Origin of the sequence: Gymnodinialimonas ceratoperidinii, assembly GCF_019297855.1 — a bacterium.
Classification (GTDB): Bacteria; Pseudomonadota; Alphaproteobacteria; order Rhodobacterales; family Rhodobacteraceae; genus Gymnodinialimonas; species Gymnodinialimonas ceratoperidinii.
The window spans coordinates 1,576,632-1,589,827 of sequence record NZ_CP079194.1; the positions used below are offsets into that span (position 1 = coordinate 1,576,632).

Genomic DNA, 13,196 nt, shown 5'->3' on the forward strand with positions numbered 1-13,196 from the left:
ATGCACGTCGTCTTCCGCGAAAGCCACGGGTTGGATGAGACCGAGACCCCGATCGACCTGGCGCAGAGCCCGGCCGAGTTGGTGGTGCTCTCGCTCTCGGATTCCGACCTGGGCGCCTTCGCGGCGGGCTGGCACCGGGCGGGCGGGGCCTCGGGGGCGCTGCCCTCACTCCGCCTCGCCAATATCGCGGCGCTGAAGCACCCGCTCTCGGTCGATACTTACGTCGAGCAGACCCTCTCGGGCGCGCGCGGCATCCTTGTGCGGCTGATCGGCGGCGTGCCTTACTGGCCCTACGGGCTGCAACAGATCGAGGCGCTATGCCGCGAGAAGGGCATCGCACTGGCGGTGCTGCCTGCCGACGGCCGCGCCGATCCGCGGCTCGACGCGATCTCCACCCTGCCGGTCTCCACCCTGCGGCGATTGCAGCACCTCTGCGACGCGGGCGGAGAGGTCGCGGCCCAGGCGGCGCTGGCGCAGATGGCGCTGGCCTCAGGCCTCTACGCAGGGCCGGTGGTGGGCGCCAAGGGTCTGTCGAGCGTCGGCGGCTGGACGCCGGAGGACGGCGTCTGCTGTCCGGTACTGGCGGGGCAGGGGGCGGCGCCGCTCGTCCTCGTGACCTTCTACCGCTCCTACCTCGTGGCTGCCGACCTCGACCCGATCCGCGCGCTTTTCGAGGCCCTGCGCGCCCGTGGCTTCGCCGTCATGGGCCTCTTCGCGCCCTCGCTGAAGGCGCCCGGCGCGGCGGAGTGGATGACCCGGCAGGTGGCCCACCTCGCACCCGCCGCGATCGTCAACGCCACGTCTTTCTCCGGCAAGGGGGCGGGCGGCGCCTCGCCGCTCGATGCCGCCGGGGTGCCGGTCTTCCAGGTCGCGCTCGCCACCTCGGACGAGGCCGCCTGGGCCGAGGCCGAACGCGGCCTTTCCCCGGCCGATCTCGCCATGCATGTCGTGCTGCCCGAGGTTGACGGCCGCATCTTCGCCGGTGCCGCCTCCTTCAAGGAGCCCGCCACGCGCGACCCGGACCTGCAATTCGCGCGACAGGTCCACCGCGCCCAGGCGGAGCGGGTCGAGCGTGTCGCGGGCCGGGTCGCGGCATGGCACCGGCTGGCGGCGACACCCCCCGCCGCGCGCCGCCCGGCGCTGGTCCTCTCCACCTATCCCGGCCGCGCGTGGAACGCGGCCCATGCGGTCGGCCTCGACGCCATCGCCTCGGCCAATGCGATCCTCGCGGACCTCGCAGAAGCCGGCCACGACGCCCTGGGCGCGATCAGCGGCGCCGAGCTGCAAGAGGCCGGCATAATCTGGCCCTTCGCCGAGTACCGCGCCGCGCTGGCGCAGCTGCCGCAGGACCTGCAAGAGGCGCTCCACGCCGCCTGGGGGTCTTGCGAGGAGGACGCGGCGGCCTCCGAGGAGGGGCTGCGCCTGCCGATCGTGCGGCGGGGCAACACTCTCGTTGCGCTTCAGCCCGAACGCGGCAACCCCGCGCTTCGCGACGCCGAATACCACGACCTCGCCCGCGTGCCGCGTCATGGCTACGTCGCCTTCTACCTTTGGATGCAGGCCCACGCCGACGCGCTGATCCATATCGGCGCCCATGGCACGCTGGAATGGCTGCCGGGCAAATCCGTTGCCCTCTCGCGCGACTGCTGGCCCGACGCGCTGACCGGCGCTTTGCCGGTGATCTACCCCTTCATCGTCAACGACCCCGGCGAGGCCGCGCAGGCCAAGCGCCGCATCGGTGCGGTGACCCTCGGCCACGTGCCGCCGCCGATGAAGGCCTCGCAGACGCCCGACAGGCTGGTGCGGCTGGAGGCGCTGCTCGACGAGTTCTCCAACGCCGACGGTCTCGATCCCAAGCGCCGCGACCGGCTGCAGGACGACATCCGCGCCGAGGCACAGGCCCTGGGCGTCGAGGGCGACCTTGGGATCGACGCGGCCTCCTGTCCCGCCGAGGCGCTCACCCGGATCGACCGCTTTGTCTGCGACGTGAAGGAGAGCCAGTTCGGCGACGGTCTTCACGTCTGGGGGCGGCCAGAGCGGGGGCAGGAGAGCTTTGACAGCGCCCCCTCCGCCGCCGCGGAGCGCGCGGCGCTGCTTGCTGCACTCGACGGCAAGCGCATTGCCGCGGGCCCCTCGGGCTCGCCCTACCGTGGCCGCACCGACGTGCTGCCCACGGGCCGCAACCTCTACGCCACCGACCCCCGCTCGGTGCCGTCGCGCGCGGCCTATGCGCAGGGCTGCACCCTCGCCGACGAGTTGATGCGCCGTCACCTGCAGGACGAGGGCGACTGGCCCAAGGGCCTTGTCGTCGACCTCTGGGGCTCGGCCACCATGCGCACGGCGGGCGAGGAATTCGCCATGGCCTTGGCGCTTCTAGGCGTGCGGCCCACCTGGGACGCGGGCTCCGAGCGGGTCTCGGGGATCGAAGTCCTGCCCATCGCAGAACTCGACCGCCCGCGCATCGACGTGACACTGAGGGTCTCGGGCCTCTTCCGCGACGTCTTCCCGACCCTCTCGGCGCTCTTCAATCAAGCCGTCCGCGCGCTGGCCGAGCGCGATGAGGCGCCGGACTGGAACCCCTATGTGGGTAAGGCGGCGCCCCGGGTCTTCGGCCCTGCACCGGGCAGCTACGGCGCGGGGATCGGGCCGCGGATCGGTGATTACTCCGAGGACGCGCGACGCGCCGCCGGGGAGGCCTGGCTCGCCGCCTCCGCTTGGGCGCTTGACGGTGAAAGCATCACCCGCGCCCCCGATGCCCTGCGCGAGCGCGTGGCCCGCGCCGATGCCTTCGTCCACCTGCAGGACCTGCCCGAGACCGACCTCCTGCTGGCCGAGGATTACGCCACCCACGAGGCGGGATTCCTCGCGGCCCAAGCCGTCACCGGTGGCGCGGCGCGGCCTTGGCACCTCGACATCACCGATCCCGCCCGCCCCCGCGCCCGCGCCCTAACGGAGGAGATCGCCCGCGTGGTCCTTGCGCGCGCGACCAACCCGGATTGGATCGCGGGCATGCAACGACACGATTTCCGCGGCGCCGCCGAGATTGCCGCAACGCTCGAGAACATGGCCGCTTTCGCGCAGCTCGCCGACGTTGTGCCCGCGCATCTCTTCGATGCCTACTACGACGCCACCCTCGGCGATGCGGCCGTGACCGCCTTCCTCGCCGATGCGAACCCCGGCGCGCTCGCCGCCATGCGCGACCGCTTCGCCGCGCTCCATGAAGCGGGCCTCTGGCAGTCCCGGCGCAACTCCATCCTCGCCGAGATCGAGGCCGCCCAATGAGTGCGCCCGAGGTCAAGGGCTGGTGCCCCGGGGCCTACCGGCCGATGGCGTCGGGCGACGGGCTGGTGGTCCGCGTCCGCCCGTGGATGGGAGAAATCGACGCCGCGCAGGGCCGCGCGCTTTGCGATCTGGCAGAGCAATTCGGCAGCGGCGTGATCGAACTCACCAGCCGCGCCAACTTGCAGCTGCGCGGCATCGCGGAGGCCGATCACGGCGCGGTTGTGGAGGGGCTGCAGCAGGCAGGCCTGCTCGACGCGGACCCTGCGCAGGAGGGGCGGCGGAACCTCGTGATGACCCCCGAGTGGCAGGCGGGCGATCTCTCTCACCGCCTTGCTGAAAACTGGTTGAAGGTCCTGCCGCAACTCCCTGAAGTGCCATCTAAATTCGGATACGCGATCGACACTGGAACGCGCCCCTGGGTCGCCGGCGCCCCCGCCGACATCCGGCTGGAACGCGCCGCCGAGGGCCGGCTGATCGTGGTCGCCGACGGTGCCGAGGCGGGGCGCGTGGTGGACGAAGAAGCGGCTATGGCGACCGTGGCCGAGCTGCTCGAGTGGTTCATCGCCACCGGCGGGCGCGAGGCGGGCCGCATGGCGCGGCATCTGCAGCGGGTCGATCTTCCGGAACACTGGCGCGCGGTCCCCCGCCAAGCCGCGCCGGTGCCGCGCGAAAGCACCCTCGGCACGCTCATCGGCGCGCCCTTCGGACAGGTCGAGGCCGAGGCACTCCGCGCGCTGCTAGCCGACCCCTCCGTCACGACGCTCCGCATCCTGCCCGACCGGCGACTCCTCGTGCCAAATGCCTCACCCAAACGCCCGTCCGGCTTCTGCGCCCCCGACGACCCGCTCTTACGCGTGCACGCCTGCACGGGCGCGCCCGGGTGCCCTCAAGCCCATGGCCCCACCCGCGCGCTGGCCCGTCGCCTCGCGCCGGATTTGCCGGCCTGTGCAAGCCTGCACGTCTCGGGCTGTGCCAAGGGCTGCGCCCTGCCGCGCCGGGCGGATCACACGCTCGTTGCCACGGCGGCGGGCTTCGATCTTGTCTCGGGCGGCGCGCCGTGGGATGCGCCCACGCAACGCGGTCTGCCCGCCTCCCTCAGCTTCAAGGATATCCAAGCCTGACCATGCCCTACGAATACGAGAAAAACGGCGCCGCGATCTACCTGGAGAGCTTCGCCACCATCCGCGCCGAGGCCAACCTGTCGCGCTTCAGCGCCGAGGACGAGCAGATCGTCGTGCGGATGATCCACGCGGCGGGCCTCGTCGGGCTGGAGGACAGCGTGCAGATCGCCCCCGGCATGGTCACGGCGGCCCGTGCGGCGCTGGACGCGGGCGCGCCGATCTTCTGCGATGCCTACATGGTGAGTGAGGGCGTGACTCGCAAACGCCTGCCGGCGGACAACGATGTCATCTGCACCCTGCGCGACGCCCGCGTGCCGCAGATGGCCGCCGACATGGGCACCACCCGCTCCGCCGCCGCGCTGGAGCTCTGGCGTGAGCGGCTGGAGGGTGCTGTCGTCGCCATCGGCAACGCGCCAACCGCGCTCTTCCACCTTCTGGAGATGCTCGAGGACCCCGCGTGCCCGCGCCCTGCGGCAATCATCGGCTGCCCGGTGGGCTTCGTCGGCGCCCGCGAGAGCAAGGAGGCGCTGTGGGAGGCCGCGCCGGTGCCCTCGCTGATCGTGGAAGGCCGCCTTGGCGGCTCGGCCATCACCGTGGCCGCGATCAACGCCATCGCGAGCCGCGCGGAATGAGCGGCGCGGTGCAGGGGCGTGTGCATGGGGTCGGCCTCGGTCCCGGCGACCCGGAGCTGATGAGCGTCCGCGCCGACCGTCTGGTGCGCGGCGCGAAGCATGTGGCCTTCTTCCGCAAAGCTGGCCGCAACGGGCGGTCGCGGGCGATCGTGGAGGGGATGCTGCGCGAGGACGCCGTCGAGTTCCCGATGGAATATCCCGTCACGACTGAGATCCCGCTGAGCGACCCGCGCTACAACGCGGTGCTCTCGGAGTTCTACGAGGAGTGCACGCGCCACCTTTGCGCCCTGACGGCGGAGGGCGAGGACGTGGTGGTGCTCTGCGAGGGCGATCCGTTCTTCTACGGCTCCTTCATGCATTTGCACTCGCGCCTGCAAGGCACCTGCGAGGTGCAGGTCGTGCCCGCGATCACCGGCATGTCGGCCGCATGGACCGCCAGCGGCGCGCCGATCACCTGGGGGGATGACGTGCTCTCGACGGTCATGGGTACGCTCGACGAGGCCGCGCTGACCGAGGCGATGACCCGCGCCGACGCGCTGGTGGTGATGAAAATCGGCCGCAACCTGCCCAAGGTCCGCCGTGCGCTGGAAGCGTCGGGCAAGCTGGCGCGCGCGGTGCTGGTGGAATACGCCAGCATGGAAGGGCAGACGGTGCAGCCGCTCGCGGATTTCGTGGGGGAGGCCTTGCCGTATTTCTCCATCGTCGTGGTCCACGGCGAGGGGCGGCGGCCATGAGCGGTTGGGTTGTGGTGGCGGGCCTCGGGCCCGGGGCGGAGAGCCTGATCACGCCGGGGGCGCAGGCGGCCATCGACGCCGCGACCGATATCGTGGGCTACATCCCCTACGTCCGCCGCATCGCGCCGCGTGCGGGCCTGACCCTGCACGAGAGTGACAACCGGGTGGAGATGGAGCGCGCGGCCCATGCGCTTACCATGGCTACCGAAGGCCGCCGCGTCGTGGTGGTCAGCTCCGGCGATCCGGGCGTCTTCGCCATGGCGTCGGCCATCTTCGAGGCGGTCGAGGCCGGGCCAGAGACGTGGCGCGCGCTGGATATCCGGGTGCTGCCCGGCATCACCGCCATGCTTGCTGCCGCCGCGGCCGCCGGCGCGCCGCTCGGGCACGATTTCTGCTGCATCAACCTCTCCGACAACCTCAAGCCCTGGGCGCTGATCGAGCGGCGCTTGCGGCTGGCTGCCGAGGCCGATTTCGCCATGGCCTTCTACAACCCCCGCTCGAAATCGCGGCCCGAGGGCTTCGGGAAGACCCTCGATATCCTGCGCGAATGCTGCGAGCCCGAGCGGGTGATCCTCTTTGCGCGCGCCGTCTCCACGCCAGATCAGGCGATCCGCGTTACCACCTTGGCCGAGGCCACGCCGGAAATGGCGGATATGCGCACGGTGGTGCTGGTGGGCTCGTCGCTGACGCGGGTGATCGCGCGGGACGGCGCGCCTTTCGTCTACACGCCACGTTCAGTGACGGAGGCGGGATGACCGAGCCAGTCGAGCACCTCTTCCGGCGTGGCAACCTCGGGCCTTGGCGGGATCGCGGGGCGGTCGATCATGATGACCGGCAGGCTGAGCGCGCGGGCGGCAGCGATCTTCGCATAGGCGCCCTTGCCGCCCGCGTTCTTGGAAACGACGAGGTCGATCCCGTGGCGCTCCATCAAGGCGCGGTCATCGGCCTCGGTGAACGGCCCGCGCGAGACGACGACCTCCGCGTTCGGCAGGGGCAGGGCCTCCTTCGGCGGATCGACGAGGCGCAGCAGGTAGAAATGCTGCGGGTTGGGGGCGAAATCGGCCAGATGCATCCGACCCACGGCAAGCATGACGCGCCGCGCGGGTTGGTCGAGCGCCGCGACGGCCCCCGCAATGTCGGGGACACGCTGCCAATCATCGCCCGGCTGCGGCACCCAGGGCGGGCGGGTCAGGGCGATGAGCGGCACGCGCGCCTCGGCGCAGGCTTCAATCGCGTTGCGGCTCATCTGCGCGGCGAAGGGATGGGTGGCATCGACCACGTGGGTGATGCCTGCCTCGGCCAAGAAGGCACGCAAACCGGCGACGCCTCCGAACCCGCCGACGCGCTGCGGCAGCGGCTGGCGCACCGGGCGCGCCACACGTCCCGCGAAGGACACGGTGCCGGCGATTCCCGCCTCTGCCACCGCGCGGGCGAGCGCCGTGGCCTCCATCGTGCCGCCGAGGATCAGGAGGTTGGGTGTCATGGCTGAGGCTCCGTGGATCACGATTATCGGGCTGACCGAAGATGGACCGGAGGGCCTTGCCCCCGCAAGCGCCCGCGCACTGGCGGAGGCGGAAATCATCATGGGGCCGAAGCGACACCTCGGCCTGCTGCCCGAGGATGGCCGACAGCGGATCGAATGGCCGGTTCCCTTCGCCGAGGGCATCGAGGTGCTGGCCGGTCTGCGGGGGCGGCAGGTGGCGGTGCTCGTCTCGGGCGATCCCTTCTGGTACGGCGCGGGCCGCGCGATCTCGCGCGCTTTCGCAGCCGAGGACTGGCGCGCCTTTCCCGCGCCTTCGGCCTTCTCACTGGCCGCCGCGCGCATGGCCTGGCCGCTGGAGGAGGTGCTCTGCATCGGCTTGCACGCGGCCCCGCTCGCGCGCCTGCGCCGCGAGCTTTCCGCCGGCCTGCGCGCCATCGTCCTGCTGCGCGACGGGGCAGCGGTGGCGGATCTCGCCACCTTCGTTGAAGCGCAGGGCTTTGGAGACAGCATCCTGACGGTGTGCGAGGCCCTCGGCGGCCCGCGCGAACGGGTGCAGCGCTGCGACGTGGCGACAGCACAGGCGGGAGGCTTCACGGCGCCGGTCTGCGTGGCGCTGGAAGTGGCGGGGGAGGGCGCCGCGATCCCGCGGGCCTCGGGCTTACCGGACGAGATGTTCGAGACCGACGGCGTGATGACCAAGCGCCCGGTGCGCGCGCTGACCCTCTCGGCACTGGCGCCGCGCGCAGGCGAGCACCTCTGGGATCTCGGCGGCGGCTCGGGCAGCATCGCGGTGGAATGGGCGCTAGCGCACCCGCGGTGTTCGGCCAGTGTGGTGGAGCTGCGCGAGGACCGCGTCGCCCTGATCCGCGCCAATGCCGAACGCTTCGGGGTCGACCGGATCGGCGTGCACCAAGGCGATACCCTGGCCATGCTCGACTCGCTGCCCGCGCCGCATGCCGTCTTCGTGGGCGGCGGCCTCTCGGACGCACTGCTCGACCGGCTCACCGTGCTGCCCCCCGGCACGCGCCTTGTCGCCAACGGCGTGACGCTGGAGGCCGAGGCGCTTCTCGCCACCGCGCAGGAGCGCCACGGGGGCGAGCTGATGCGCATCGACTTGGCCCACGCCAAACCCCTCGGGGCGAAACGCGCCTGGGCGCAGGCGTACCCGGTGGCGCAATGGAACGTGGTGCTGTGATCGTCGCGGGCTTCGGGTTCCGCGCCGCCGCCACGGTGGAGAGCCTGGCCGACGCCTATGCCCGCGCGGGCGGTGGGGCAGGGTGCCTTGCCACGGCGGAGGACAAGGCGGCCGCCGGAGCAATCCGCGCGCTCGCGACGCGGCTCGGCCTGCCGCTGGAAGGCCTCCCGGCCGAGACCCTCGCGCAACAGGAAACGGCGACCCGCTCGGCGGCGTCGCAAGCACACCGCAACACGGGTTCCGTCGCCGAGTCCGCCGCCCTTGCCGCCGCTGGCCCCGGCGCGCGGCTGCTGGCTGCCCGGGTCGTCTCCGCCGACCGGATGGCAACCTGCGCCCTTGCCCGAACAGGAGAAACCCCATGACCGTTCATTTCATCGGTGCGGGCCCCGGCGCGCCGGACCTGCTGACCCTGCGCGGGCGCGACCTGATCGCGTCTTGTCCGGTCTGCCTCTACGCGGGCTCGCTGGTGCCAGAGGCGATCCTTGACCATTGCCCGGAAGGGGCGCAGGTGATCAACACCGCGCCGATGTCGCTCGACGAGATCATCGGGACCATCGCCGTGGCCCATGACGCGGGCAAGGACGTGGCGCGGCTGCATTCGGGCGATCTCTCCGTCTGGTCCGCGATGGGCGAGCAGATCCGCCGGCTCGACGCCCTGCGCATCCCCTTCACCGTGACCCCCGGCGTGCCCTCATTCGCCGCCGCCGCCGCGAGCCTCGGGCAGGAGTTGACCCTGCCGGGCGTGGGGCAATCGCTGGTGCTGACCCGCACGCCGGGCCGTGCCTCTTCCATGCCCGAGGGCGAGAGCCTCGCGAATTTCGCCCGCACCGGCACGACGCTGGCGCTGCACCTCTCCATCGGGAACCTCGCGCAGGTGGTGGCGGAACTGGAGCCCCACTACGGCGCGGAATGCCCGGTCGCCGTGGTCTACCGCGCCTCGTGGCCGGACGAGAAGATCATCCGCGCCACCCTTGGTGATTTGGAGAAGGCCATGGACCCCGCCATCGCCCGCACCGCGCTGATCCTCGTGGGACCCGCCATCGGTGCGCGTGACTTCACCGAAAGCCGCCTTTATGCAGCGGATTACGACCGCCGCTATCGCCCTCAGACAGCCGACAGCCCCTGGTCGGAATGGCAGCACGGAGATGACTGAGATGCACAAGCTTCCCCCCGGCCTGCTGGTCTCGGCGCCCTCCTCGGGCACCGGCAAGACCACGGTGATGCTCGGGCTGTTGCGCGCCCTGCGCGACGATGGGCTGGAGGTGCAGCCCTTCAAGTCCGGTCCCGATTACATCGACCCGGCCTTCCACATGGCGGCCTCGGGGCGGGCCTCGTTCAACATCGACACCTGGGCCATGGACGGCGCGCTGATCGATGCCATCGCGACCGAGGCCGAAGGGGCCGACATCTGCGTGGCCGAGGGCTCCATGGGCCTCTACGACGGGGTGGCGACGCGCGGGCAGTCGGGCTTTGGCACCTCCGCCGAGACCGCGCAGCGCATGGGCTGGCCCGTGGTGCTGGTCATCGACGCGGGCGGTCAGGCGCAATCGGCGGCGGCGACGGCGCTCGGCTTCCAAGCCTACAACCCGGAGCTACCCATCGCCGGGGTGATCCTGAACCGCGTGGCCTCCCCCCGGCACGAGCGGCTGATCCGCCGCGGGATGGATCATGCGGGGCTGGAGGTTCTGGGCGTGCTGCCGCGCCGCGGAGACCTGACCTTGCCCGAGCGGCACCTGGGGCTGATCCAGGCGGTCGAGCACCCGGATCTGGAAGCCGCGATCACCGGCTATGCCGCCTTCCTGCGCGAGAATGTCGACCTCGGCGCGATCCGCGCGGCAGCGGCGGCGGGCCCCTCCGTCGCTTCGGGCAGCCTGCCGCGCCCGCCCGCGCAGCGCATCGCCCTGGCGCGGGACGCAGCCTTCTCCTTCACCTATCCGCACCTGCTCAAGGCGTGGCGCGCGGCGGGGGCCGAGATCCTGCCCTTCTCGCCGCTGGCCGACGAGGCCCCCTCGGCGGAGGCCGATCTGGTCTGGCTGCCCGGCGGCTACCCGGAGTTGCACGCCGGTGCATTGGCGGCGGCAAGCACGTTCCGCGACGGCCTGCGTCGCCATGCGGAGAGTAAGCCGGTCCACGGCGAATGCGGGGGCTACATGGCGCTCGGCGCAGGGCTCATCGACAAGGAGGGGGTGCGGCACGAGATGGCGGGGCTGCTCGGGCTCGAGACATCTTACGAGAAACGCAAGTTCAACCTCGGCTACCGCCGCGCGGTGCTTTCCGAAACCATGCCCGGGCTCGCCGCCGGCAGCGTCCTGCGCGGGCATGAGTTTCACTATTCCAGCATTCTCCAGCAACCCGATGCGCCGCTGGCCGAGGTCTTCGATGCCGACGGCAACGCCGTGGTGCAAACCGGCTCGGTCCGCGGCTATGTCAGCGGCACCTTTTTCCACATGATCACGGAGGAGCGCGCATGAGCGGTTTCGTCTCTTTCGTGGGTTCGGGTCCCGGCGACCCGGAACTGCTGACGCTCAAGGCGGTGGACCGTCTGAAGCGCGCTGACGCGGTGCTCTTTGACGACCTCTCCTCTGGCCCGATCCTGTCCCACGCGCGCAGCGGCGCGGACCTCGTGGGTGTGGGAAAGCGTGCCGGGCGGCCCTCGCCGAAGCAGAACCATGTCAGCCGGCTGCTGGTGGATTACGCGCGCACCGGGCAGCGGGTGGTGCGGCTGAAGTCGGGCGACAGCGGCCTGTTCGGACGACTGGAGGAGGAGCTCGTGGCACTGCGCGAGGCGGGTATCGACTACGAGATCGTGCCGGGTGTGCCCTCGGCCATCGCCGCCGCCGCCGCCGCGGGCATCCCGCTGACCCGGCGGCTCACCGCGCGGCGGGTGCAGTTCGTGACCGGCCACGATGCCTCGGGCGAATTGCCCGACGACATCAACCTCGACGCACTCGCCGATCCCGGCGCGAGCACGGTTATCTTCATGGGCAAGCGCACCTTCCCGAAGCTGGCGCAAGCCCTGATCGCGCGTGGTCTGCCTGCCGACACCCCCGCAATCCTTGCGGAGGCCGTGAGCACGCCGGACCAGGCGCTCTACCGGATGCCGCTGTCTGAACTGGTGGGCAAGCTGGAGGCCGAGATCGGGACCGCGCCGGCGCTGATCCTTTACGGTCCGTTAGCAGATGAGCGCTAGGATGGACCTGTGGTTGATCGGCATCGGCACCGGCAATCCGGAGCATGTCACGTTGGAGGCTCAGCGCGCCTTGCGCGAGGCTGCGGTGATCCTTGTGCCACGCAAGGGGCCGGACAAGTCCGACCTCGCAGGTTTGCGCCATCGGATCATCCGTGATGCCGGCGCCGAAGGCCAAATTGTGGAGTTCGACTACCCCACACGGGATCCCGCGATTCCCTACAAGCAAAGGGTGCGCGCCTGGCACGATGAAATCGCCCGGCGCTGGACCGCAGCGCTTTCGGACGTTGCGCCTGCAGGCGCCGTGGCGCTGCTGGTCTGGGGCGATCCCTCGCTCTACGACAGCACCCTGCGCATCGCCTCGCGCTTGTCGCCCGCGCCCGCGATCAAAGTCGTGCCCGGCATTACTGCGCTGCAGGCGCTGACCGCGGCCCATGGGCTGACGTTCAACACCCTCGCCGGCGCTGTCACGGTCACCACCGGGCGGCGGTTGCGCGAGCATGGGTGGCCCGAGAGGACCGAAACGTTGATCGTGATGCTGGATGGGGAATGCAGTTTCCAGACCCTCGGTCGCGATGATCTGCACATCTGGTGGGGCGCCTACCTCGGGATGCCGGAGCAGATCCTCGATCACGGCCCTCTTGCGGAGGCCGCACCCCGGATCATCGAGACCCGCGCCGCCGCCCGTGCCGCACATGGCTGGATCATGGACACATATCTGTTGCGTCCCAAGGGGTTGGAATGAGCCCTGCGGTCGTTCTGCATCTTTGTTCAACCTGCGACCCCTCCGGTTTTTCAGGCGCGCGAGATGGCCTGCAAGCCGCATTGAGCAGCGCCGGGATCGACGCCGCCGTTGTGGCTCAACCCTGCATGAACGCTTGCGCCGCGCCCGTCAGCCTCGCGCTGCAAGGGGCGGGACGGGCGACGTATTTCTTCGGAGGGATTGATCCCGAGGCGGACCTTGCCGATATCGTGGCGACGGTAAAATGCTACCTCGCCAGTCCGGAGGGATGGATCGAGGATGCCACCGCGTGCGGACGGCTGCGGCATTGCCTGAAAGGCCGCATCCCGGCGCTCCCGCGTGGCTAGTTCTCGATCGTGACGCTGGCGCGCAGCGGCGTGTCACCCACTGCCAAGGCCCTGTGATCGTTGGCATTCAACGTCACATCGACGATCACCTCCCCCTCGGGCAAATGATCGAGATGCACCCAAGGTCCATAGAACCGCCCGAGCTTGACGCCATTGATATAGACGTGAGCATGGCCTTCGCCGGGCGCGTGCTCGAGTCCCGCGTTCTGCGGCGAAAACGAGAAGTTCTCGGTCATGATGTGCAGGTTGTATCCCGCGACCGGATCCTCGCTGACGGCAATTGCGAGAGTAGGGGCGGTGTCAGAGGCGGGGAGGGCGAGGATGGTATCGTGGTCCATGTCGCCGTGACCGGCGGCACCATGAGATCCATGGTCGTGGCCATCCAGGGTGATCCCGTTGGCGGCGGCAATCGTGAAGCCGATGCCGCCGCCGAAAAGGAGGCCGATGACCAGAAGGGGTAGGCCGGTGTTCAT

General features: G+C 70.6%; 14 protein-coding genes. 12 read left to right on the forward strand and 2 right to left on the reverse strand.

Features of this window, described 5'->3' with window-relative positions; all coding sequences use genetic code 11:
* Genes cobN through cobJ form a run of 5 tightly spaced genes read left to right on the forward strand, consistent with a single transcriptional unit; the run spans position 1 to position 6,524 of the window.
* The gene (cobN, locus tag KYE46_RS07715; protein ID WP_219004700.1) at positions 1-3,282 is read left to right on the forward strand and encodes a cobaltochelatase subunit CobN; all 3,282 of its coding nucleotides are present in this window, start codon (positions 1-3) and stop codon (positions 3,280-3,282) included.
* Positions 3,279-4,403, forward strand: coding sequence for a cobalamin biosynthesis protein CobG (locus KYE46_RS07720; RefSeq protein WP_219004701.1), 1,125 nt, complete (start codon positions 3,279-3,281; stop codon positions 4,401-4,403). Before cobN ends, KYE46_RS07720 begins: the two co-directional genes overlap by 4 nt.
* A 2-nt stretch (positions 4,404-4,405) precedes the next feature.
* Positions 4,406-5,035 carry a precorrin-8X methylmutase gene (locus tag KYE46_RS07725; protein ID WP_219004703.1) on the forward strand — a complete coding sequence of 210 codons (630 nt, stop codon included), beginning with the start codon at positions 4,406-4,408 and terminating at the stop codon, positions 5,033-5,035.
* Positions 5,032-5,769, forward strand: coding sequence for a precorrin-2 C(20)-methyltransferase (locus KYE46_RS07730; RefSeq protein WP_219004705.1), 738 nt, complete (start codon positions 5,032-5,034; stop codon positions 5,767-5,769). Before KYE46_RS07725 ends, KYE46_RS07730 begins: the two co-directional genes overlap by 4 nt.
* The gene (gene cobJ / locus KYE46_RS07735) at positions 5,766-6,524 is read left to right on the forward strand and encodes a precorrin-3B C(17)-methyltransferase (RefSeq protein WP_219004707.1); all 759 of its coding nucleotides are present in this window, start codon (positions 5,766-5,768) and stop codon (positions 6,522-6,524) included. The genes KYE46_RS07730 and cobJ overlap by 4 nt, the downstream gene beginning before the upstream one ends.
* Here the strand turns inward: cobJ and KYE46_RS07740 are convergent.
* Positions 6,491-7,252 (reverse strand): cobalt-precorrin-6A reductase, encoded by a 762-nt coding sequence (locus KYE46_RS07740; RefSeq protein ID WP_219004709.1) that lies wholly within the window; start codon positions 7,250-7,252, stop codon positions 6,491-6,493. The genes cobJ and KYE46_RS07740 overlap by 34 nt on opposite strands.
* Between KYE46_RS07740 and cbiE the strand changes: the two genes are divergently transcribed.
* From cbiE to KYE46_RS07775, 7 genes are read left to right on the forward strand one after another with little or no spacing between them, the layout of a single operon-like run.
* Positions 7,251-8,447: a precorrin-6y C5,15-methyltransferase (decarboxylating) subunit CbiE gene (cbiE, locus tag KYE46_RS07745; protein WP_219004711.1), complete on the forward strand. Its 1,197-nt coding sequence runs from the start codon at positions 7,251-7,253 to the stop codon at positions 8,445-8,447. The two genes, KYE46_RS07740 and cbiE, sit on opposite strands and share 2 nt — an antisense overlap.
* Positions 8,444-8,809, forward strand: a complete 366-nt coding sequence (locus tag KYE46_RS07750; RefSeq protein ID WP_219005059.1) for a cobalamin biosynthesis protein — start codon at positions 8,444-8,446, stop codon at positions 8,807-8,809. The genes cbiE and KYE46_RS07750 overlap by 4 nt, the downstream gene beginning before the upstream one ends.
* Positions 8,806-9,600: a precorrin-4 C(11)-methyltransferase gene (gene cobM / locus KYE46_RS07755; RefSeq protein ID WP_219004713.1), complete on the forward strand. Its 795-nt coding sequence runs from the start codon at positions 8,806-8,808 to the stop codon at positions 9,598-9,600. The genes KYE46_RS07750 and cobM overlap by 4 nt, the downstream gene beginning before the upstream one ends.
* Before the next feature lies 1 nt (position 9,601).
* Positions 9,602-10,918, forward strand: a complete 1,317-nt coding sequence (locus KYE46_RS07760; RefSeq protein ID WP_219004715.1) for a cobyrinic acid a,c-diamide synthase CobB — start codon at positions 9,602-9,604, stop codon at positions 10,916-10,918.
* On the forward strand, positions 10,915-11,637 hold the full coding sequence (gene cobA / locus KYE46_RS07765) for a uroporphyrinogen-III C-methyltransferase (protein WP_219004717.1): 723 nt from the start codon (positions 10,915-10,917) through the stop codon (positions 11,635-11,637). The genes KYE46_RS07760 and cobA overlap by 4 nt, the downstream gene beginning before the upstream one ends.
* A gap of 1 nt (position 11,638) precedes the next feature.
* The gene (gene cobF / locus KYE46_RS07770) at positions 11,639-12,379 is read left to right on the forward strand and encodes a precorrin-6A synthase (deacetylating) (protein ID WP_219004719.1); all 741 of its coding nucleotides are present in this window, start codon (positions 11,639-11,641) and stop codon (positions 12,377-12,379) included.
* Positions 12,376-12,723 (forward strand): DUF1636 family protein, encoded by a 348-nt coding sequence (locus KYE46_RS07775; RefSeq protein WP_219004722.1) that lies wholly within the window; start codon positions 12,376-12,378, stop codon positions 12,721-12,723. Before cobF ends, KYE46_RS07775 begins: the two co-directional genes overlap by 4 nt.
* On the opposite strand, the gene KYE46_RS07780 is transcribed toward KYE46_RS07775, so the two are convergent.
* Complete coding sequence (locus tag KYE46_RS07780) at positions 12,720-13,196, reverse strand: hypothetical protein (RefSeq protein WP_219004724.1); 477 nt, start codon at positions 13,194-13,196, stop codon at positions 12,720-12,722. The genes KYE46_RS07775 and KYE46_RS07780 overlap by 4 nt on opposite strands.

What these genes read in the sequence shown, in the direction of transcription:
- cobN (WP_219004700.1), top strand. Translation starts at nt 1, where the DNA reads ATGCACGTCGTCTTCCGCGAAAGCCACGGGTTGGATGAGACCGAGACC.
- KYE46_RS07720 (WP_219004701.1), top strand. Translation starts at nt 3,279, where the DNA reads ATGAGTGCGCCCGAGGTCAAGGGCTGGTGCCCCGGGGCCTACCGGCCG.
- KYE46_RS07725 (WP_219004703.1), top strand. Translation starts at nt 4,406, where the DNA reads ATGCCCTACGAATACGAGAAAAACGGCGCCGCGATCTACCTGGAGAGC.
- KYE46_RS07730 (WP_219004705.1), top strand. Translation starts at nt 5,032, where the DNA reads ATGAGCGGCGCGGTGCAGGGGCGTGTGCATGGGGTCGGCCTCGGTCCC.
- cobJ (WP_219004707.1), top strand. Translation starts at nt 5,766, where the DNA reads ATGAGCGGTTGGGTTGTGGTGGCGGGCCTCGGGCCCGGGGCGGAGAGC.
- cbiE (WP_219004711.1), top strand. Translation starts at nt 7,251, where the DNA reads ATGGCTGAGGCTCCGTGGATCACGATTATCGGGCTGACCGAAGATGGA.
- KYE46_RS07740 (WP_219004709.1), bottom strand. Translation starts at nt 7,252, where the DNA reads ATGACACCCAACCTCCTGATCCTCGGCGGCACGATGGAGGCCACGGCG.
- cobM (WP_219004713.1), top strand. Translation starts at nt 8,806, where the DNA reads ATGACCGTTCATTTCATCGGTGCGGGCCCCGGCGCGCCGGACCTGCTG.
- KYE46_RS07760 (WP_219004715.1), top strand. Translation starts at nt 9,602, where the DNA reads ATGCACAAGCTTCCCCCCGGCCTGCTGGTCTCGGCGCCCTCCTCGGGC.
- cobA (WP_219004717.1), top strand. Translation starts at nt 10,915, where the DNA reads ATGAGCGGTTTCGTCTCTTTCGTGGGTTCGGGTCCCGGCGACCCGGAA.
- cobF (WP_219004719.1), top strand. Translation starts at nt 11,639, where the DNA reads ATGGACCTGTGGTTGATCGGCATCGGCACCGGCAATCCGGAGCATGTC.
- KYE46_RS07775 (WP_219004722.1), top strand. Translation starts at nt 12,376, where the DNA reads ATGAGCCCTGCGGTCGTTCTGCATCTTTGTTCAACCTGCGACCCCTCC.
- KYE46_RS07780 (WP_219004724.1), bottom strand. Translation starts at nt 13,196, where the DNA reads ATGAACACCGGCCTACCCCTTCTGGTCATCGGCCTCCTTTTCGGCGGC.